Source organism: Bradyrhizobium guangzhouense, assembly GCF_004114955.1.
GTDB lineage: Bacteria > Pseudomonadota > Alphaproteobacteria > Rhizobiales > Xanthobacteraceae > Bradyrhizobium > Bradyrhizobium guangzhouense.
On the sequence record NZ_CP030053.1, the window covers coordinates 4981653 to 5000818 of the forward strand.

Annotated in this window: 13 protein-coding genes; 7 read left to right on the forward strand and 6 right to left on the reverse strand. The window is 64.6% G+C overall.

What is annotated here, in order from left to right:
• The first annotated feature begins 255 nt into the window (after window positions 1-255).
• The 3 genes from XH91_RS23955 to XH91_RS23965 are packed head-to-tail and all read left to right on the forward strand — an operon-like array spanning window position 256 to window position 3187.
• Window positions 256-1653: a TolC family outer membrane protein gene (locus XH91_RS23955; protein WP_164933997.1), complete on the forward strand. Its 1398-nt coding sequence runs from the start codon at window positions 256-258 to the stop codon at window positions 1651-1653.
• Between the two features lie 24 nt (window positions 1654-1677).
• Complete coding sequence (locus tag XH91_RS23960) at window positions 1678-2235, forward strand: P-loop NTPase family protein (RefSeq protein WP_128952859.1); 558 nt, start codon at window positions 1678-1680, stop codon at window positions 2233-2235.
• Between the two features lie 40 nt (window positions 2236-2275).
• The gene (locus XH91_RS23965) at window positions 2276-3187 is read left to right on the forward strand and encodes an amidohydrolase family protein (protein WP_128952860.1); all 912 of its coding nucleotides are present in this window, start codon (window positions 2276-2278) and stop codon (window positions 3185-3187) included.
• A gap of 2 nt (window positions 3188-3189) precedes the next feature.
• Here XH91_RS23965 and XH91_RS23970 read toward each other — a convergent pair whose 3' ends face one another.
• From XH91_RS23970 to XH91_RS23980, 3 genes are all read right to left on the reverse strand, one after another.
• A complete protein-coding gene (locus XH91_RS23970; protein ID WP_128952861.1) occupies window positions 3190-6306 on the reverse strand; it encodes an efflux RND transporter permease subunit in 3117 nt (1038 codons plus the stop codon).
• Between the two features lie 34 nt (window positions 6307-6340).
• A complete protein-coding gene (locus tag XH91_RS23975; protein WP_128952862.1) occupies window positions 6341-7585 on the reverse strand; it encodes an efflux RND transporter periplasmic adaptor subunit in 1245 nt (414 codons plus the stop codon).
• 151 nt (window positions 7586-7736) lie between these two features.
• Window positions 7737-9131 carry a CoA transferase gene (locus XH91_RS23980; RefSeq protein ID WP_128952863.1) on the reverse strand — a complete coding sequence of 465 codons (1395 nt, stop codon included), beginning with the start codon at window positions 9129-9131 and terminating at the stop codon, window positions 7737-7739.
• A gap of 56 nt (window positions 9132-9187) precedes the next feature.
• Here XH91_RS23980 and XH91_RS23985 point away from each other — a divergent pair, with 56 nt between their 5' ends.
• Window positions 9188-9475, forward strand: a complete 288-nt coding sequence (locus XH91_RS23985) for a hypothetical protein (RefSeq protein ID WP_128954976.1) — start codon at window positions 9188-9190, stop codon at window positions 9473-9475.
• Between the two features lie 199 nt (window positions 9476-9674).
• Complete coding sequence (locus XH91_RS23990) at window positions 9675-10445, forward strand: SDR family NAD(P)-dependent oxidoreductase (protein WP_128952864.1); 771 nt, start codon at window positions 9675-9677, stop codon at window positions 10443-10445.
• Between the two features lie 171 nt (window positions 10446-10616).
• Here XH91_RS23990 and XH91_RS23995 read toward each other — a convergent pair whose 3' ends face one another.
• From XH91_RS23995 to XH91_RS24005, 3 genes are read right to left on the reverse strand one after another with little or no spacing between them, the layout of a single operon-like run.
• Complete coding sequence (locus XH91_RS23995; protein ID WP_128952865.1) at window positions 10617-13991, reverse strand: error-prone DNA polymerase; 3375 nt, start codon at window positions 13989-13991, stop codon at window positions 10617-10619.
• Entirely contained in the window at window positions 13988-15580 is a 1593-nt protein-coding gene (locus XH91_RS24000; protein ID WP_164933998.1) for a Y-family DNA polymerase, read from the reverse strand. Before XH91_RS24000 ends, XH91_RS23995 begins: the two co-directional genes overlap by 4 nt.
• Window positions 15477-16283 carry an ImuA family protein gene (locus XH91_RS24005; protein WP_128952866.1) on the reverse strand — a complete coding sequence of 269 codons (807 nt, stop codon included), beginning with the start codon at window positions 16281-16283 and terminating at the stop codon, window positions 15477-15479. Before XH91_RS24005 ends, XH91_RS24000 begins: the two co-directional genes overlap by 104 nt.
• Window positions 16284-16444: 161 nt before the next feature.
• Here XH91_RS24005 and XH91_RS24010 point away from each other — a divergent pair, with 161 nt between their 5' ends.
• Together XH91_RS24010 and XH91_RS24015 are read left to right on the forward strand one after the other, a co-directional pair.
• Window positions 16445-17680 carry a putative DNA modification/repair radical SAM protein gene (locus XH91_RS24010; RefSeq protein ID WP_128952867.1) on the forward strand — a complete coding sequence of 412 codons (1236 nt, stop codon included), beginning with the start codon at window positions 16445-16447 and terminating at the stop codon, window positions 17678-17680.
• Window positions 17680-19122, forward strand: a complete 1443-nt coding sequence (locus XH91_RS24015) for a UdgX family uracil-DNA binding protein (RefSeq protein ID WP_128952868.1) — start codon at window positions 17680-17682, stop codon at window positions 19120-19122. The genes XH91_RS24010 and XH91_RS24015 overlap by 1 nt, the downstream gene beginning before the upstream one ends.
• Window positions 19123-19166: the final 44 nt, after the last annotated feature.

The window sequence follows — 19166 nt, forward strand, 5'->3', positions numbered from 1 at the left end:
CCGTGGCGTCCGGACCGCATTGCAGGGCGCCCGACGGAATCGGAAGGCGCCACCAAGTCCCTATAGCCCATTCGCGGCAGGATCGGTGTGTGACGCACCTGCAACAAGCACGGATTTCATGGGGGTTTCCTCCGCGGCAGTTTGCCTGCGGGACCGGCGCTGGGTAAACAGTTAAGAGAGCCGCCGTCGGCGGGGGCGGACAGCCGGGGTTTGCGGGATTACATGATTGGGCGTACCGCCAGAGCTGGTCGCGTGATGACGCGGCGTCGATCGGGCGTGGGTCCTGTCCTGGCGACATGGACCGCGCTGGGGCTGTGCTGCGCCCTGCCCGCCGCGGCCTCTGCAGAGGCCCTGCCGGAGGCGCTGGTCAAGGCCTACCAGACCAATCCGCAACTCAATGCCGAGCGCGCAAGGCAGCGCGCCACCGACGAGAACGTACCCCAGGCGCTTGCCGGCTACCGGCCACAGATCGTGGCGAGCCTCAGCGCCGGCTTGCAAGCAGTGCGCAATCTGCTTCCCGACAACACCATCCAGACCGCGACGCTGAAGCCCTGGACCATCGGAGTCACGGTGTCGCAGACCCTTTTCAACGGCTTCCGGACCGCCAACAGCGTGCGCGTGGCTGAACTCCAGGTACAGTCCGGCCGCGAAGCTCTGCGCAATGTCGGCCAGGGCGTGCTGCTTGACGCGGTCACCGCGTACACCAACGTGCTGGCGAACCAGTCGCTGGTCGAGGCGCAACGCTCCAACGTCGCCTTCCTTCGCGAGACGCTCGCCATCACCCAGCGCCGCCTCAACGCCGGCGACGTCACCCCGACCGATACCGCCCAAGCCGAGGCGCGCCTCAATCGCGGCCTTGCCGATCTCAACGCCGCCGAGGTCGCACTTGCGGTGAGCCAGGCGACTTACACCCAGGTGATCGGCAATGCGCCCGCCGCGCTTCGTCCCGCCGAGGTGGTTGATCGCTATCTGCCGAAGAGCCGCGAGGATTCGATCGCGATGGCGATCCGCGAACACCCGGCGGTGATGGCAGCGGGCTTCGACGTCGACGTCGCCTCGACCAATATTCGCGTCGCCGAGGGCGCGCTGCTGCCGAGCGCCAGCCTGCAGGGCAACGTCAGCCGCAGCCGCGACAGTGACCAGACGCTCGGCACCTTCGGCACCGACCAGGCCTCGATCGTCGCCAACGTCACCGCGCCGATCTATGACGGCGGCCAGGCGGCGTCGCAGACCCGTCAGGCCAAGGAAGTCACGGCGCAGAGCCGGCTGGTGCTCGACCAGGTCCGCAACCAGGCGCGCACGGCGGCGGTTAGCGCCTGGGTCGCCAATGAGGGCGCCAAGATCGCGGTCTCGGCATCCGAGTCCGAGGTGAAGGCGGCGACCGTCGCACTCCAGGGCGTGCAGCGCGAGGCCGCTGGCGGACAGCGTACGACCGTCGATGTTCTGAACTCGCAGGCCGACCTGATCCAGGCCCGGGCCCGCCTGATCGGCGCGTTGCGCGACCGCGTCATCGCCTCCTACACGCTGCTCAGCGCCGTCGGCCATCTCGACGTCAAGACGCTGAGTCTGAACACGCCGGACTATCTGCCCGAGGTGCATTACCAGCAGGTCCGCGACGCCTGGCACGGTCTGCGCACGCCGTCGGGGCAGTAATCCCAATTCTTCGGGTCGATACCGATGAAGAGCCGCCGCATCCATCTGATGGGAGCTTCGGGCTCCGGCGTGACGACGCTCGGCCGGGCGCTGGCGGGCCGGCTGGCGCTGCCGCATCACGACAGCGACGATTATTTCTGGCTGCCGACCGTTCCGCCCTACCAGACGACGCGCCCTGCCGCCGATCGGCTGCGCCTGATGCGCGAGATGTTTCTGGCGCGTCTCGATTGGGTGTTGAGCGGATCCGTCACCGGATGGGGCGATGAACTCGCCCCGTTGTTCGATCTCGTCGTTTATGTGGCCACGCCGCGTGAGCTTCGCATGCAGCGACTGCGCGCCCGGGAAGCCGCGCATTTCGGCGCCGATGCCGTCGCGCAGGGCGGCTGGCGTCATGAGGAGACCGAGTCGTTCCTCGAATGGGCCTCGCACTATGAGGCCGGTGATCGCGAGGGCCGCAGTCTCGTAAAACATGAGGCGTGGCTCGCTCGCCTGCCCTGTCCGGTCGCCCGCATCGACGGTTCGCGGCCGGTTGCGGAGCTGGTCGAGCAGCTATGCAGCGACGTGGCGGGACTGCGCGGATGATGTGATATCGTTCGGCGCCTATCGCGATGCCGGAGCAGCCATGACCGACACGATCTACGCGCGCGCAGCGCAACCCGCGACGCCGATCAATTTCGACGTGCCGGCAGGCGCCTGCGACTGTCACACCCACATCCATGGCGATGTCGAACAGTTTCCGTTCTTCGCCGGGCGCGTCTATACGCCGGGACCTGCGAGTCCGGAAGAGATGGCGGCGCTGCACAAGGCGCTGCAGATCGAGCGCGTGGTGATCGTCACGCCCAGCGTCTACGGCGCTGATAATTCCTCCAGCCTGTTCGGCATGAAGGCACGCGGCGCCACCGCGCGCGGGGTGGCCGTGATCGACGACACCATCACTGAAGCCCAGCTCGATGCGATGCATGCGGACGGCTTTCGCGGCACCCGCATCAATCTGGCAACCGACGGCGTCAACGATCCCGACGTGGGCCGCTCCCGTTTCACTGCCGCTGTCGCGCGGATGACGGCACGCGGCTGGCACGTGCAGCTCTACACCACGCTGGCGATGATCTCCGCCATCAAGGATCTCGTGCTGGCCTCGCCGGTCCCTGCCGTGTTCGATCATTTTGGCGGGCTCGAAGCCTCGCTCGGACTGGAGCAGCCCGGCTTTGCCGACCTCATTGCACTGGTCAAGTCAGGCAAGGCCTATGTGAAGATCTCGGGCGCCTATCGCTCATCGAATCTCGCGCCCGATTACCAGGACATGGTGCCCTATGCGCGTGCGCTGATCGCGGCGAACCCGGACCGGATCGTCTGGGGCACGGACTGGCCGCATCCGGATTCGGCACAACTTGCGGGCCGCAAGGCCACCGACCTCGCACCGTTCCACCAGATCGACGACGGCCGGCTGCTCAACCAGCTTCCGCTGTGGGCAGCGGATGCCGATGTGCGCAAGAAGATCCTGGTCGACAATCCGGCGCGTCTGTACGGCTTTTGAGATCAGCGCGCCCGGCGCGAGAAGAACGAGATCAGCACCGGCAGCGTCACCAGGATCACGACCGGCGCCAGCATCATGCCGGTGACGACGACGACCGCGAGCGGCTTCTGCACTTGCGAGCCGATGCCTCCCGACAGCGCGGCCGGCAGCAGGCCGACGCCCGCAACGACGCAGGTCATCAGCACCGGACGGAGCTGCAACTCGCCGGTCCGTATCACCGCGCTCATGCGGTCCATGCCTTCATCGATGAGCTGGTTGAACTGCGACAGGATGATGATGCCGTCCATCACGGCGATGCCGAACAGCGCGATGAAGCCGATCGCGGCCGAGACGCTGAAGGCGGTGCCGGTGATCAACAGTCCGAGCACGCCACCAAAGATCGCCATCGGGATCACGCTCATGGCGAGCAAGGTGTCGGTCATCGAGCCGAAATTGAACCAAAGCAGGATGCCGATCAGCGCCAGCGAAATCGGCACAACGATCGACAGGCGCCGGATCGCGTCCTGGAGATTGCCGAACTCGCCGACCCATTCCATGTGCGAACCGGGCGGCAACTGCACCTGGTCGGCGATCTTCTGCTGCGCTTCGCGGATGGCGCTGCCGAGGTCGCGCTCACGCACCGAGAACTTGATCGGCAGATAGCGCTCCTGCTGCTCGCGATAGATGTAGGCGGCGCCCGACACGAGGCTGATATTGGCGACCTCGCTCAGGGGAATCTGCGTGATGGAGCCGTTCGGTCCGGGCGCGCCGATTCTGATATTCTGGATCGCCTCGGCGCTGCGGCGGTACTCCGGCGCAAGGCGAACGATGATCGGGAAGTGGCGGTCGCTGCCCGGCTCGTAGAGATCGCCCGCAGTGTCGCCGCCGATCGCGACCTTGATGGTCGCGTTGATGTCGCCGGGCGCCAGGCCATAGCGCGCGGCCTTGGCGCGGTCGATGTCGATCTGCACGGTCGGCTGCCCCAACGAGGTGAAGACGGCGAGGTCGGTGACGCCCTGAACCGTCGACAGCACCGACTTGATCTTGTTGGCGGTATCGGTCAGCGCCTGCAGATCGTTGCCGAACAGCTTGATCGAGTTCTCGCCCTTCACGCCGGAGACGGCTTCGGAGACGTTGTCCTGGAGATATTGCGAGAAGTTGAACTCGACGCCGGGGAAGCGATCGTCGAGCTGCTTGAGCAACTCCGCGGTCAACTCCTCCTTGTCATGCGTGCCGGGCCACTCGCTCGCGGGCTTCAGCGGCGCGAAGAACTCGGCGTTGAAGAAGCCGGCGGCGTCGGTGCCGTCGTCGGGGCGGCCGTGCTGCGACACCACGGATTCGACCTCGGGCCGGGCGCGGATCAGCTTGCGCATCTCGTTGACGTAGGTGTTGCCTTCCTGCAGCGAGATGGTCGGCGGCAGCGTGGCGCGGATCCAGAGATTGCCCTCTTCGAGCTTGGGCAGGAATTCCAGGCCAAGCAACCGGCCGAAGATGACCGTCATCACCACGAGGCCGACCGCGCCGCCGAGCACGATTGTACGGTTGGCGACGGCCCAGTTCAGCACCGGCATATAGAGTCGGTGCAGGACCTGCATCACGCGCGTCTCGGTCTCCTCGACATGGGCGGGCAGGATGATCGCGGACAGCGCGGGCGTGACGGTGAAGGTCGCAAGCAGTCCGCCGGCGAGCGCGTAGGCATAGGTGCGCGCCATCGGTCCGAAGATGTTGCCCTCGACGCCTGAGAGCGTGAACAGCGGCAGGAAGGCCGCGATGATGATCGCGGCGGCAAAGAAGATCGAGCGCGAGACGTCGGCCGCGGCGCTGAGGATGGCGTGGCTCTTCATGCCGAACAGCGTCTCTGGCGACATCTGCTCGGATTCCGTCGGTGGCGTGGTCTGTGTCAGGCGGCGGAAGATCGCCTCCACCATGATGACCGTGGCATCCACGATCAGGCCGAAATCGATGGCGCCGACCGAGAGCAGGTTGGCCGATTCCCCGCGCAGCACCAGGATGATCACGGCAAAGAACAGCGCGAACGGTATGGTGGCGCCGACGATCAGCGCGCTGCGCAGATCGCCGAGGAAGATCCATTGCAGCAGCACGATCAGCAGGATGCCAACCACCATGTTGTGCAGCACGGTGTGGGTGGTGAGATCGATCAGGTCCTTGCGGTCGTAGATGCGCTCGATCCGCACACCAGGCGGCAGGATCGTCGAGCCGTTGATCTGATTGACGAGCTGCTCGACGCGACTGATGGTCGGCGTGCTCTGCTCGCCGCGACGCATCAGCACGATGCCCTGCACGATGTCGTCGGAATCGTCGAGGCCGGCGATGCCGAGGCGCGGCTTCTGGCCGACGGTGACGGAGGCGACGTCCTTCACCAGCACCGGATTGCCGTTGGTCTGGGCGACCATGGTGTTGGCGAGATCGTCGATCGACTTGATCAGGCCGACACCGCGCACCACGGCCGATTGCTGGCCGATATTGACGGTGTTTCCGCCGACATTGACGTTGGAGTTGCTGACGGCCTGGAGTAGCTGCGGCAATGTCAGGCCGTTGGCGACCAGCTTGTTGTTGTCGACCTCGAGCTCATAGGTCTTGCTCTTGCCGCCCCAGCCGGTGACGTCGATCACGCCGGGCACGGCGCGGAAGCGGCGCTGGAGGATCCAGTCCTGGATGGTTTTGAGGTCGAGCACACTGTAGTTCGGCGGGCCGACCAGGCGATAACGGAAGATTTCGCCGATCGGGCTCAGCGGCGAGATCTGCGGCTGCACGTTGCCCGGCAGCGGCGCCAGTTGCGCCAGGCGGTTCAAGACCTGCTGCAGCGCCTCCTCATAGGTGTAGGCGAAGGAGAACTGCAGTTTGACGTCGGAGAGGCCGTAGAGCGAGATGGTGCGGATCGTCGTCAGGTTCTTCAGGCCCGCGACCTGGGTCTCGATCGGGATCGTGATGTAGCGCTCGATCTCTTCCGCCGACAGGCCGGGGCTCTGGGTGACGATGTCAACCATCGGCGGTGTCGGATCCGGGTAGGCCTCGATGTTGAGTTGATTGAACGCAATCAGGCCCCCGATGAGCACGGCGGCGAACATGCCGACCATCAGGAAGCGCCGGTTGACGGCAAGGGCGACGAGACGGTCCATTCAGGTTTTTCGCGGTTTCGTGGGGGCTCGTCGATCAGCTACCGGACGCCGCGCGGTCGATGAACAGGCTGCCTTTGACGACGATCTGTTCGCCGGGCTTCAGGTTGCTGGTCACCTCGACGAGGTTGCCATTGATGAGGCCGATCTTGATCTGGCGGAGTTCGACCGACTTGTCTTCGCGCGCGACCCAGATGCGGACCTGGTCGCCTTCGTAGATCAGCGACTGCTTCGGCACTGCAGGTGCCGCGCGGTCGCCGGCCGAATAGATCGTGACGTTGGCGAACATTTCCGGCTTGAGCAGGCCGTCCTTGTTGTCGATGGTGGCGCGCACCAGCAGGCGGCGAGTGCTGGGATCGATCGCCGTGGCGACGTAATTGATCTTGGCGGTCAAGGGGCGGCCCGGCAATGCCATCACGTTGACGCTGATATCCTGTCCGACGCTGACCATGGCAGCATCGCTCTCGCGCACGAAGGCGGTGAGCCAGACCGTGGAGAGATCGCCGATCACGAAGACCGGGTCGCTGGCGCCGGCGCTCACATATTGACCAGGCCCGACCTTGCGCTGCACGACCGTGCCCGACAGCGGCGCATAGATCGTGATTTCGGGGTTGATGGTGCCCTTGCTCTGGAACGTCTTGATCGTTTCGTCGGTAAAACCGAGGATGCGCAGCTTGTTGTTTGCGGCCTCCAGTGCCGTCACCGCAGAGCGCATGTCGTTCTGCGCCTGGACCTGGGTCGCTTCCGCCTGCTGATAATCCTTGAGCGGAATGGCGCGGCCTTCATAGAGGTCCTTGGCGCGCTTGTACTGGATGTCGGCAAGCTCGAGTGCGGACTTTGCCTTGTTCTGCGACGTCATCGCCGCGATGAAATCGTTCTGGGCCTGCACGGTATCGGCGGCCTCGATTGTGAACAGCGGTTGACCCTGCGTCACGCTCTCGCCCGGCTTGGCGAGCAGCTTGGTCACCCGGCCCGCATAGGGCGAGAAAACCGGCGTCGAGCGGTCTTCATCGACCGCGACCTTGCCCTCGGTGACGTATTCGGCACGAAAGGTTTTGGCGTTGACGGGCTCGATCGTCAGCGTCGCCCATTCGGACGGTGTCGGCGTGAAATTCTGCGCGTTCTTGCGCGACTGGCTGGAGACTTCGGAGAGCTTCTTCTCTTTGGCACCGGCAAACATGAAGCCATAGGCGCCAGCCCCGGCAAGCGCCAGTAAGACTACGGATGCAATCACCCGTCGTCTTGTAAGCACCTGCAATCGCTTGGTCTTTTCAGCTACCATGGGGCCCGGTCATGTCTGCGACGATCTCGGCAGACGACTGCCTCATCGGTCGCGCTAATAGTGCCGATTTGGGATTTCAAACAACCTAAAAAACGCTGGCCGTCCTTCGGTTTGCGTTAAAATTTTACAACACGTCAGCTTCACGTCAGCTTCAGTGCGGCCATTGCGGCGAATGGCTGCCGAGCGGCATCGCCGGACGGCTCCATTGCGCCGGCGTCCTCGACAGCACGGCCGAATGGCGCACCGCCCGCAAAGTGCCGAAGCCAGATGACATCGTTTCCATGAACGCTGCATGTACGGACGCGCCCACAAGATCCGGAGTATCGAGACCGCCTTCGAGCCGGCCGAGATTCCAGAGCCAGCGACCGGTCTGCGCCAGCGACACGCGCACGTGCCAGCTGCCGCCTTCGCGGGCCTGGCGCGCCTTCGCCATCATCGCGCCGAACGCCATCAGATAGCCGGTGGCGTGGTCGAGCATCTGGGCCGGCAATTCCTTCGGACCATCGACGCCGGCCGCTTTGCCTTCCGCCTGGTTGAAGCCCGTCGTGGTCTGCACCAGCGAATCGAACCCGCGTCGCTCGGCCCAAGGGCCGGCATGGCCGTAAGCCGACAATGTGACGTAGACGATGCCGGGATTGATGCTAGCCGCCTCTTGCGGCGAGAAGCCGAGGCTGGCGAGCGCGCGCGGGCGATAGCCTTGCGAGAAAATGTCGGCGTCTTTCAGCAATTCGCGCAGTTGCGCCCTGCCCGCCTCGCTCTTCAGTTCGATGAAGGTGGTGAGCTTGCCGCGGCCGGTGTCGATGGCGAGCCAGGGAATGGCCGGCAGCTCCGGCCCTGAGACCAAGAGCACATCCGCGCCGTGTGCCGCGAGCGTGCGGCCGGCGACGGGCCCTGCGATGACGCGGGAGAGATCGAGCACGCGCAGGCCTGCGAGCGGACGATCGCCGTCAGGCCAGGGCTTTATCGCCGCATCACCGATCTTCTCGATCGAGACCAGCGGCAACTCAGCCAGCGCGCGGGCCTGCGGCAGCGCCGACCATTGATCGTAAGAGCGCATGAGCGCAACGACGCCGCCGGCGGCATAGGCCGCGGCCTCGAAATCCGCGCCCTTCCACTGCATCAGCGCGGCCTGCACCTTATCGCGCTCGGGTGCGCAGCCGAGCACCTTGCAGACGGCGTCGCGGTGGTGCGGGAAATTCGTGTGGCAGCGGACGAAGCTGTTGTCGCCAGTCTTGTAAACGCCGGCGATGGCATCCCAGGCCGGCGGTGGCGGCTTGTCGTCGAGGCGCAGATAACGCTCGGAGCGGCATTCGACGACGGCGTGGCGCATGTCGACGCTGACCTCCTGCGCCTCGCCGCTGCGCAGCCGCCAGATCTCGGCAGCGGCAAGACCGGCGGCGGCGATCGTCGCTTGGCCGGCGGCAGCGACACGAAACGAGGACGGAATCTGCGGCTCCTCGCCGGTCAGATGCACGCGTTCGAGCGCAGCAGCATCGCCGCCGGCGGAGAGCCAGATGTCGCTGAGGATGTCGGCGGGGCTTTGCATGGCCTCTTTTCTCCCTTTAGCTTTGCGACCATCCCATGAGCACGGAAAGGATTGCAATGGCCGCCATCGATCCCCTCACCGCAGGCGCCGTGTTGGTCGCGACAGCGGCCACCGACGCGGTCTATGTGATGTTTACGTCAGCCGTGGTCGCGCGCAAGCGCGTGCCGGCCGCAAGCTGGAGCGCGATCTGGTATCTGCTCTCCTCCTATGCCGTGATCAGCTACACGGAAAACGCCGTCTATGTGGCCTTCGCCGCGATCGGCTCCTGGGTCGGCGCCTATGCCTCGCTGACCTTCCTGCATCGGCCGCCCGGCGGCCCACCGGTTGGGGCTGCGCCGGAGTAAGGGGGCGCGCTCTTCCGGCTCGCACCGTGTCATCATCCGCGAAGGCGGGCGATCGAGTATTCCAGAAGCGGTCGTGATTGAACCGAGAAGCCGCAGCGTACTGGATACCCCGCCTGCGCGGGGTATGACACCGAGAACGAATTCGACATCCTCGCTCAAACAACTAAGGTCCTTACGACCAACAACAAGGAAAACCACAATGGATCTCGGTCTCAAGGGAAAAAACGCCATCGTGCTCGGCGGCACGCGCGGCATCGGGCGGGCGATTGCGGCAACGCTGGCCGGTGAAGGCAGCAATGTCGCGGTGTGCGCGCGCAATGCAGAGCAGGTCGCGGCCACCGTTGCTGAATTGAAGGCCAGCGGCATCCGCGCCACAGGCGGCACCGTTGACGTCACCGACGGCGCGGCGCTGAAGGCCTGGGTCGAGGGCGCAGCCAGGGAACTCGGCGGCGTCAATATGCTGTTTTCCAACGCCGGCGCCATGGCACAGGGCCACGATCCCGCATCATGGGAGCAGAATTTCCGGCTTGACGTGCTCGGCGCCGTGCAAGCGTTCGATGCCGCACGGCCGTTCCTGGAGGCCAGCGGCGAGGCAAGCGGCGATGCCGCTTTCGTCATCATCTCCTCGATCTCGGCGGCGCAGGCCGATGTCGCCAGCTCCTATGGCCCGATCAAGGCGGCGCTGATCCACATGGCCAAGGGCCTGGCGCGGCAATACGCCAAGAAGAAGATCCGCGTGAACGTGGTCTCGCCGGGCACCGTCTATTTCAAGGGCGGCGTCTGGGAGATGATCGAGAAGAACATGCCGGAGCGTTACAACGACGCGATGAAGCGCAACCCGACTGGGCGGATGGCGACGCCGCAGGAGATCGCGAACGCGGCGGTGTTTCTGGCAAGCCCGATGTCGGGATTCACCACGGGGTCGAATCTCGTCGTCGACGGTGCGATCTCGAACCGGGTGAATTTTTAGAGGCAGGGTACACTGTCATCGCTCGCGAAGGCGGGCGATCCAGCATTCCAGAGGCAGCGCGGCTAGATCCGTGAAGCCGCGGCGTACTGGATACCCCGCTTTCGCGGGGTATGACGACTGGGGGTGAGGTGCGCGAGCGCGCTTCAATAACTCACGGCATCTGGCCTCACCTCAATGAAAATCCCGCGACGGCGGCAGGATGCGGACGTTGCGGGGGTGGCGGATTTTCTGCGCCGGCATATCGGCGTGGTCGCGGCGGTCGTCGTTGAGCGGCTCGACCAATGTTGCGCCTGCCGGCACCTTGTGCTTGCGGCTTAGCGCATCGTTGGCGAGGCCGACCAGATCGTTCGAGCGATCGATCATGCGCTGCGCGATCAGATGCGTCACCTTCTCGGGGCTGCTCTGGATGTAGCCCTGAACCTCGATGAGGCGCGCGCCCATCACCTCCTTGCGGTACTGCTCCATGACCTTGGGCCACACCACGACATTGGCGATGCCGGTTTCGTCCTCCAGCGTCATGAACACGACGCCGCTGGCGCTGCCCGGCCGCTGCCGCACCAGCACCACGCCGGCGCAGCGGACGCGGCGGCGCTCGTTCTCGTGGCTGATCTCCTTGCAGGCGACGATGCGCTCGCGCGAAAACATCTCGCGCAGGAATTCCATCGGATGGCCCTTCAGCGATAGCCGGATGGTCTGGTAATCCGCGACGACCTGCTCGGGACGCGGCATCAGGGGAAGCGGCTTGGCCTGCTCGTCCGGCTGCTCGCGCGCGGTGGCCGCTTCGAACAGCGGCAGCGCCACGTCGTCAGGCAGCCGCCGCACCTGCCACAGCGCCTCGCGGCGATCGAGCCCCAGCGAGCGGAATGCGTCCGCATCCGCCAGCAGGATCAGCGCGCGCTTGGGCAGGCCGGTGTCGCGGGCGAAGTCTTCGAGTGAGGTAAAAGGACGGCGGTGGCGGGCATCAATGATAAGATCGGCCCAATCTTTCTGGATGACATAGACCTTGCCTTGCCTCTTCGCCTGCTCCTTTTTGAGGAACTCCTCATCCGGATCGAGCCAGTGAAAGCCGTCGATCTGGCGAAAGCCCAGGCGAACGGCACAATATCTGCCCTCCGTATTCTCCAGCGTGTTCTGCGCAAAACTATAGGACACGTCGATCTCGCGGACCTCGACGCCGTTCTTGCGGGCATCGCCGACGATCTGCGCCGGCGCGTAAAAGCCCATCGGCTGCGAGTTCAAGAGGCCACAGCAGAAGGCGTCGGGGTGATGATGCTTCAGCCATGACGAGATGTAGACGAGCTGGGCAAAGCTCGCGGCATGGCTCTCGGGGAAGCCGTAGGAGCCAAAGCCCTTGATCTGATCAAAGCAGCTTCTGGCGAAGTTTGCGTCATAGCCGCGCGCGACCATGTTGCCGATCAGCTTCTCCTCGTACTGGCCGATGGTGCCGACATTGCGGAAGGTCGCCATCGAGCGGCGCAGGCCATTGGCTTCCTCGGGGGTGAATTTCGCCGCCTCGATCGCGATGCGCATCGCCTGCTCCTGGAACAGGGGCACGCCCTTGGTCTTGTGCAGTACCTTATAGAGCTCGTCTGCGGGACCATGCTCTGATGATGGCGAGGGATAGGTCACCTTTTCCAGATTATTCCGCCGGCGCAGATAGGGATGCACCATATCACCCTGGATTGGGCCTGGCCGCACGATCGCGACCTCGATGACGAGGTCGTAGAAGGTCCGCGGTTTCAGCCGCGGCAGCATGTTCATCTGCGCGCGGCTTTCGACCTGGAAGACGCCGAGCGACTCGCCGGCGCACAGCATGTCGTAAACCTTGGGATCATCCTGCGGGACGCTCGCCAGCACGAAACGCTCCCCTTTGTGCTGATCGATCAGATCAAAGCACTTCCTGATGCAGGTCAGCATCCCCAGCGCGAGCACGTCGACCTTCATCATGTTGAGCGCGTCGACGTCGTCCTTGTCCCATTCGATGAAGGTGCGGTCGTCCATCGCGGCGTTGCCGATCGGCACATAGGTGTCGAGCCGGTCTTGCGTCAACACATAGCCGCCGACATGCTGGGACAGATGGCGCGGGAATTCGATCAGCTCGGTCGCCAGCTCGACCGCGAGGTTGATCATGGGATTTTGCGGATCGAGCCCGGCTTGCCGGACCTGCATGTCATTGAGGCCCTTGCCCCAGCTGCCCCAGACCGTGTCCGCGAGCGCAGCGGTGACGTCCTCGGTCAGGCCGAGCGCCTTGCCGACATCGCGGATGGCGCTACGCGGACGATAATGAATCACGGTGGCGATGATCGCAGCGCGGTGGCGGCCGTAGCGGAGATAGACATATTGCATCACCTCTTCGCGCCGCGAATGCTCGAAATCGACGTCGATGTCGGGCGGCTCCAGCCGTTCCTTGGAGATGAAGCGCTCGAACAAGAGATCGACCTTGGTCGGATCGACCGAGGTGATGCCGAGCACGTAGCAGACGGCCGAATTTGCCGCCGATCCCCGCCCCTGGCACAGAATGTTCTGGCTGCGCGCGTAATGAACGATGTCGTGCACGGTGAGGAAGTAATGCGCATATTTCAGCTCTGATATCAGCGCGAGCTCTTTCTTGAGCGTCGCACGCAGCTTGTCGTCGATCTCGCCGCCGAAATATTTATCGACGCCAGCCCAGGTCAGATCCTCCAGATGTCCCTGCGCGGTCTTGCCCGGCGGCACCGGCTCGTCGGGGTATTGATATCTGAGCTGGTCGAGCGAGAACTCGATCCTGTCCGCAAAACGCATGGTCTCCGCGATCGCCTCGGGGATGTCGCGAAACAGCCGCGCCATCTCGCGGGGCGTCTTCAGAAAGCGCTCGGCATTGGCTTCCAGCTTGCGTCCGACCGCCTCGATCGTGGTCTTTTCCCTGATACAGGTGAGCACGTCCTGGAGCGGACGACGGCCGGGATCGTGGTAGAGCACCTCGTTGGTCGCGAGCAGCGGCACTCTTGCTTTTGCTGCGAGATCGTCGAGCCGCGCCAGGCGACGGCGGTCGTCGCCGCGATAGATCAGGCTCGCCGCCAGCCACACGCCGTCGGCGCGGCTTGCTTTGAGTTTTGAAAGCACCTCCAGCGCTTTCGCATCATCGAAGCGATGCGGCAATGTCAGGATCAGAAGCTGGCCTTCCGCAAACTCCAAGAGATCGCCGAAGCTGAGATGGCACTCGCCTTTCTCGATCCGGATAATGTCGTCGCCACGCTTGCCTCGGGTCAGAAGCTGACAGAGCCGACCATAGGCGGCGCGGTCGCGCGGATAGACGAAAATGTCGGGCGTGCCGTCGATGAAGACGATGCGCGCCCCGATCAGCAGTTTTGGCTTGTGCAGCACCTTGTCGTTGTCGAGCTCGTTCCAGGCCCGCACCACGCCGGCGAGCGTGTTGTGGTCGGCGATGCCGATCACGGGAATGCCGAGCTTGCTGGCCTGATGCACATAGGCGCGCGGATCCGATCCGCCGCGCAGGAAGGAGAAATTGGTGGTGATGCCGATCTCGGCATAGGCAGGAATGTTCATGCGAAGAGACCGTGCACATACCAGCGAGGCGGAGCGGGCTCGCCGTCGGCGTCGAACACCTCTCCCTCATAAAGACCGTCGCGAAAAATCCAGAAGCGCAGGCCCTCGGCATCCTCGATGCGGAAATAATCCCGCGTCAGCTGCTTGCCGTCCTGCCGCCACCATTCCATCGCGATGCGCTCGGGCCCCTCCACCCGCACCACCGCATGTTTCGCGCGCCGCCAGGTGAATTGATGCGGCGGGCCGTCAGGCACGGTCGCAAACGGCACGGTGACCGGCTCCGGCTGGTCGAACAGCCTGAGGGGGCGCAGCGGCGGCTCGCTTTCGGCGCGCGCGGGCCACTGGGCCTGCACGGCAGCCGTGAGATGATGCTGGGCGGGCGCGGCCAGCACCGCCTGCTCGGGGATATGGGTATCCTGCGGCAGATGGACCACGACGCGCCTTCCGCCGATGCGCGCGGCGATACGGTCGATCAGCGCGGCAAGCTCGTCATTGTCATGGACATGAGCATCGAGATCGCGCTGCTCCTGCACCACGATCTCGGTGCGGCTCGCCGACAAGCGCACCATGTCGAAGCCGAAGCCGGGATCGAGCGGATCGGCGAGCGCATCGAGCCGCTCGCGGAACAGCCGGTCGATCACGGCGCTTCGCGTCACCGGACGTCCGGTCTCGACCATGATCGCGCGCACCACACCGTCGGTGCGGAAGAAGGCGGCTTCCAGACGTCGCGCGCCCTTGCCCTGCTTCTCCATGGACGCGATCAACGTGTCGGCGAGTCGCGACAGCGTCATCGCGATCATGGTGTCGGTTGCGATCGGCTCGGCAAAACGTTTCTCAACGATGTAATCGGGCAGCGGCTTGCGCGGGCTGATCGGCGCATCGCCCTGCCCCAGCGCATGCGCGAGCAGCGTGGAGAACCGCGCGCCGAACCGCGCCGTGATCTCGGAGGCGCTGCGCGAGGCGACATCGCCGATAGTCTTCAGCCCGGCGCGGCGCAGCCCTGTGATGATCGCCTCGTCCGCACCGAGTGCGGACACCGGAAACCGGTCGATCGCCGCCCCCTCGCTGCCATCGGCAACGATGCTGCCCGTGGCCTGCCGCGTCAGCGTCCGCGCGCAGACCGAGGTGCCGGCGATCGCCGCACTGACGGCAAAGCCTTGTCGACCGAGCGCCCGGACCAACGTCTGCAACAGCGCAGCCTCGCCGCCGAACAGATGCGCGCAGCCGGTGATATCGAGGAACAGCCCATGCGGCGCATCGAGCGCCACCAGCGGCGTGAAGCGGTCGCACCAGTCGGCGATGTCGCTCAGCGTTTTCGCATCGGCCACGACATCGGCGTCGAACACTTTTAAATCTGGACACATCGCCCGCGCGTTCGCCAACGGCTGGCCAATATACAGACCCAGACGTTCGGCCGCTTCATCCAGCGCATGGATCACCAGCGCATTGTTGTCCTTGATGACGACGATGCTGGGATCATTGGTCTTACCCAGCCCGGCGCTGTTGAAGAACCGCTGGATCCGGTCGATGGGCAGGCGAGGCAGCCACAGGCTGAGAATACGCCGACGGTTCACTGAACTGGCACTCATCACACTTCCATTCCATGATCCACCGGCCGCACGGGCCATGACGATTGCGCAACAGCTCGACATCGAAGCGCGGCGCGCCCCAGGCGCTCCAAGGCGCCGCAGGCATTGAAGCTGAACCCGGCGGTGAATGCGCCGCGCGCAGCATCCAGCGTGTCTCCGCGGTCGACGGCAGCGGCTGTGCCGCCATTCGCAACAACAGGCCAGTGACGCCTGAGCCTTGCGCGGCCAGCGTCAGCTTGCGGCTCGCCACGAGATCGAACTGCCTTATCTCGCCCCAGAGCTCGAGCACGACGGCACCGAGCGCATCGCAGGCGAGCGCATCGGCCGAGGTGCGCAGCGCACTCTCGACGTCGGCCGCGCGCACCATCACCACACGGCGCGGATCGAGGCCGAGCTCGGCGAGCCCGCTCATCGACAGCGCACCAGCCTCGATCTCCGAGAAATCCTGCCGCACCCACAAAAGCGGCCGCTGCGCCGTGACGCGGCCCGCAAGCCCGGTGACAAAGCCCGTCGCGGCCGCGCCCTGGCGCCCTTCGCAAAACACCTCGTGGATCGCCGCGCGCGCAAGCCCGCCTTTCAAGGCGCGATCGACCTCGCCATGACCGAGCGCGACACGGTCGTGATGATGCACGACCTCCGCTGTCTCGATCCGTTCGATCTGGCTGCGCAAGATCGCAAGCGCGCTCATGCGTGCGCCGCTCATGCTCGCCGCTCCTTCAGAGTGATTGCCGAGGCTTTCAAAAATAAGAACCTGCGGCTGGCTCATTTGTTCATGATATGTTCTAATATAAAGCTAACGGCGCCCGAAGAGTCAATCGAATTGCGCCCAATCGAATTCATGAGCTGAATCAAAGGGATTCTGGGATGGACGTACAACGCAAGCTGGAGATCCTGGCGGACGCTGCCAAATACGACGCCTCCTGTGCCTCCAGCGGCACCGAGAAGCGGGATTCCAGCGACGGCAAGGGCATGGGCTCGACCGCGCCCGGCATGGGCATCTGCCATTCCTACGCGCCGGATGGACGCTGCATCTCGCTGCTCAAGGTGCTGCTCACCAACGCCTGCAATTACGATTGCCTCTACTGCATCAACCGCGCCTCCTCCAACGTGCCGCGCGCCCGCTTTACCATCGACGAGGTGGTCAAGCTGACGCTCGACTTCTACCGGCGCAATTACATCGAGGGCCTGTTTCTCTCCTCCGGCATCATCCGCAGCCCGGACTACACGATGGAGCAAGTGGTCAGCGTCGCGCGCAAGCTGCGCGAGGAGCATCACTTCCGCGGCTACATTCACCTGAAGACCATTCCGGAGGCCGACGATACGCTGATCACGGAGGCCGGCAAATATGCCGACCGTCTTTCCATCAACATCGAGATGCCCGAAGCGGCGAGCCTGCAGCAATTCGCGCCGGAGAAGGACGTGCGCGCAATCCGACGCGCCATGGGCCGGCTACGACTGAAACTCGACGAGGCCGAAGAAGACAGCTCGGCGAAGACCAAGGCAAGGCCGCAACGTTTCGCGCCAGCCGGCCAAAGCACCCAGATGATCGTCGGCGCCGACAGCGCGAACGATCACACCATTCTCCACACCAGCGCCAATCTCTACGGTTCATACCGAATGCGGCGCGTCTATTACTCCGCCTTCAGCCCGATCCCGGATGCCAGCCGCGCCTTGCCTCTGGTCCAGCCGCCCCTGCTGCGCGAGCACCGGCTCTACCAGGCCGACTGGCTGATGCGCTTCTACGGCTTCGATGTTGCGGAGATCGTCGACGACAGCGCCATGCTGCCGCTCGACATCGATCCGAAACTCGCCTGGGCGCTGCGCCATCGCGACCGCTTCCCGCTCGACGTCAACCGCGCCAGCCGCGAGGAGCTGCTGCGGGTGCCGGGCTTCGGCACCAAGGCGGTCGAACGCATTATCGCAACGCGGCGCACCACCACGATCCGCTTGTCCGATCTGGCGCGGCTGCACGTGCCCCGTCACAAGGCGCTGCCCTTCATCATCCTCAGCGACCACCGTCCCGCGCCACATCGTCTCGATGCGGCCGGGCTGATCGAACGATTCAAGCCGAAAGCAACGCAATTGGGGTTTGGATTCTGATGCAATACATCACCCTCGACGGCGAAACCGATTTCGACGGCTGGCGTAAAGCTGCACGCAGCCTCGTGCTTCATCATGTGCCGCCCGCCGATGTCACCTGGGCCGTGCAGGGCGGCGACCCCGAGTTGTTCGCGCCGCCCGCGCCGTCGCCGATCCTCGAGGTCAACGAGGGCACCTTCAATGTATCAGGCAAATTCGTCGATCTCGCGAAGTCAGCAATCCTGCACCGCGATCGCGAGCGCTTCGCGATCCTCTATCGCCTGCTCTTCCGGCTGAAGGACCATCACGATCTGATCGAGGTCGCGACCGATCCCGATGTCGCGCTGGTCACTGCGATGGCGCGCGCGGTCCATCGCGACGAGCACAAGATGCACGCCTTCGTGCGCTTTCGCGAGATCGGCCGGGAGCGCGCCGCCCATTACGTCGCCTGGTTCGAGCCGGAGCATCACATCGTCGAACTCGCCGCGCCATTCTTCGCCAGACGCTTTGCCGACATGCCCTGGTCGATCCTGACGCCCGATCTCTGCGCGCATTGGGATGGCCACGCGCTCTCGTTCACGCCGGGCGTGAGCAAGAGCGAGGCGCCAAGCGAAGACCGGCTGGAGGAAACCTGGCGAAGCTATTACGCAAGCATCTTCAATCCGGCCCGGCTGAAGGTGAAGGCGATGCAGACGGAGATGCCGAAGAAATACTGGAGGAACCTGCCCGAGGCCTCGATCATTAAGCCCTTGATCGAGGACGCCGAGCGCATGACCGGTGCCATGATCGCCAACGCCCCAACCGATCCGCACAAGCCTCAGAAGCGGCCGGAGGCTCCGATGACACGCAAGACTGCTGCCAACGATCTCGAAGCGCTTCGCGCGGAAGCCGCGCATTGCCGCGCCTGCCCGCTCTACAAGGACGCGACGCAAACCGTGTTCGGCGAAGGCCCCGAGAATGCCACCATCATGCTGGTCGGCGAGCAGCCCGGCGACAAGGAGGACCTTGCCGGCCATCCCTTCGTCGGCCCGGCCGGCCAGATGCTCGACCGCGCGCTTGCGGAGGCCGGCGTCGATCGCAAGAAGGTCTATGTCACCAATGCCGTGAAGCACTTCAAGTTCGTGCCGCGCGGAAAGATCCGCCTGCACCAGAAGCCGGCAACGCCGGAGATCAAAGCCTGTCGACAATGGTATGAGCGGGAGGTTTCGGCAATCCAGCCCGAGCTGATTGTCGCGATGGGCGCAACCGCCGCGCAAAGCGTGTTCGGCAAGATCACGCCGATCGGCAAGACCCGCGGCCGGCTCCTAGACCTTCCCGACGGACGCAAGGCTCTGGTGACGGTGCATCCGTCCTATCTGTTGCGGCTTCCGGATCCGGAGGCGAAGGTGATGGAATATCAGCGCTTTGTCGAAGACCTGAAGATCGCCGCGGCGTTGCAGAAGAAAGCCTCGCGCGCGGCCTGACGCGGCGCCGATGCACGGCAACGAGCCGTGGAGAGGTCACGTCA

What these genes read in the sequence shown, in the direction of transcription:
- XH91_RS23970 (WP_128952861.1), bottom strand. Translation starts at nt 6,306, where the DNA reads ATGGACCGTCTCGTCGCCCTTGCCGTCAACCGGCGCTTCCTGATGGTC.
- XH91_RS23975 (WP_128952862.1), bottom strand. Translation starts at nt 7,585, where the DNA reads ATGGTAGCTGAAAAGACCAAGCGATTGCAGGTGCTTACAAGACGACGG.
- XH91_RS24005 (WP_128952866.1), bottom strand. Translation starts at nt 16,283, where the DNA reads ATGAGCGGCGCACGCATGAGCGCGCTTGCGATCTTGCGCAGCCAGATC.
- XH91_RS23960 (WP_128952859.1), top strand. Translation starts at nt 1,678, where the DNA reads ATGAAGAGCCGCCGCATCCATCTGATGGGAGCTTCGGGCTCCGGCGTG.
- XH91_RS24000 (WP_164933998.1), bottom strand. Translation starts at nt 15,580, where the DNA reads ATGAGTGCCAGTTCAGTGAACCGTCGGCGTATTCTCAGCCTGTGGCTG.
- XH91_RS23990 (WP_128952864.1), top strand. Translation starts at nt 9,675, where the DNA reads ATGGATCTCGGTCTCAAGGGAAAAAACGCCATCGTGCTCGGCGGCACG.
- XH91_RS23980 (WP_128952863.1), bottom strand. Translation starts at nt 9,131, where the DNA reads ATGCAAAGCCCCGCCGACATCCTCAGCGACATCTGGCTCTCCGCCGGC.
- XH91_RS23965 (WP_128952860.1), top strand. Translation starts at nt 2,276, where the DNA reads ATGACCGACACGATCTACGCGCGCGCAGCGCAACCCGCGACGCCGATC.
- XH91_RS24010 (WP_128952867.1), top strand. Translation starts at nt 16,445, where the DNA reads ATGGACGTACAACGCAAGCTGGAGATCCTGGCGGACGCTGCCAAATAC.
- XH91_RS24015 (WP_128952868.1), top strand. Translation starts at nt 17,680, where the DNA reads ATGCAATACATCACCCTCGACGGCGAAACCGATTTCGACGGCTGGCGT.
- XH91_RS23985 (WP_128954976.1), top strand. Translation starts at nt 9,188, where the DNA reads ATGGCCGCCATCGATCCCCTCACCGCAGGCGCCGTGTTGGTCGCGACA.
- XH91_RS23955 (WP_164933997.1), top strand. Translation starts at nt 256, where the DNA reads ATGACGCGGCGTCGATCGGGCGTGGGTCCTGTCCTGGCGACATGGACC.
- XH91_RS23995 (WP_128952865.1), bottom strand. Translation starts at nt 13,991, where the DNA reads ATGAACATTCCTGCCTATGCCGAGATCGGCATCACCACCAATTTCTCC.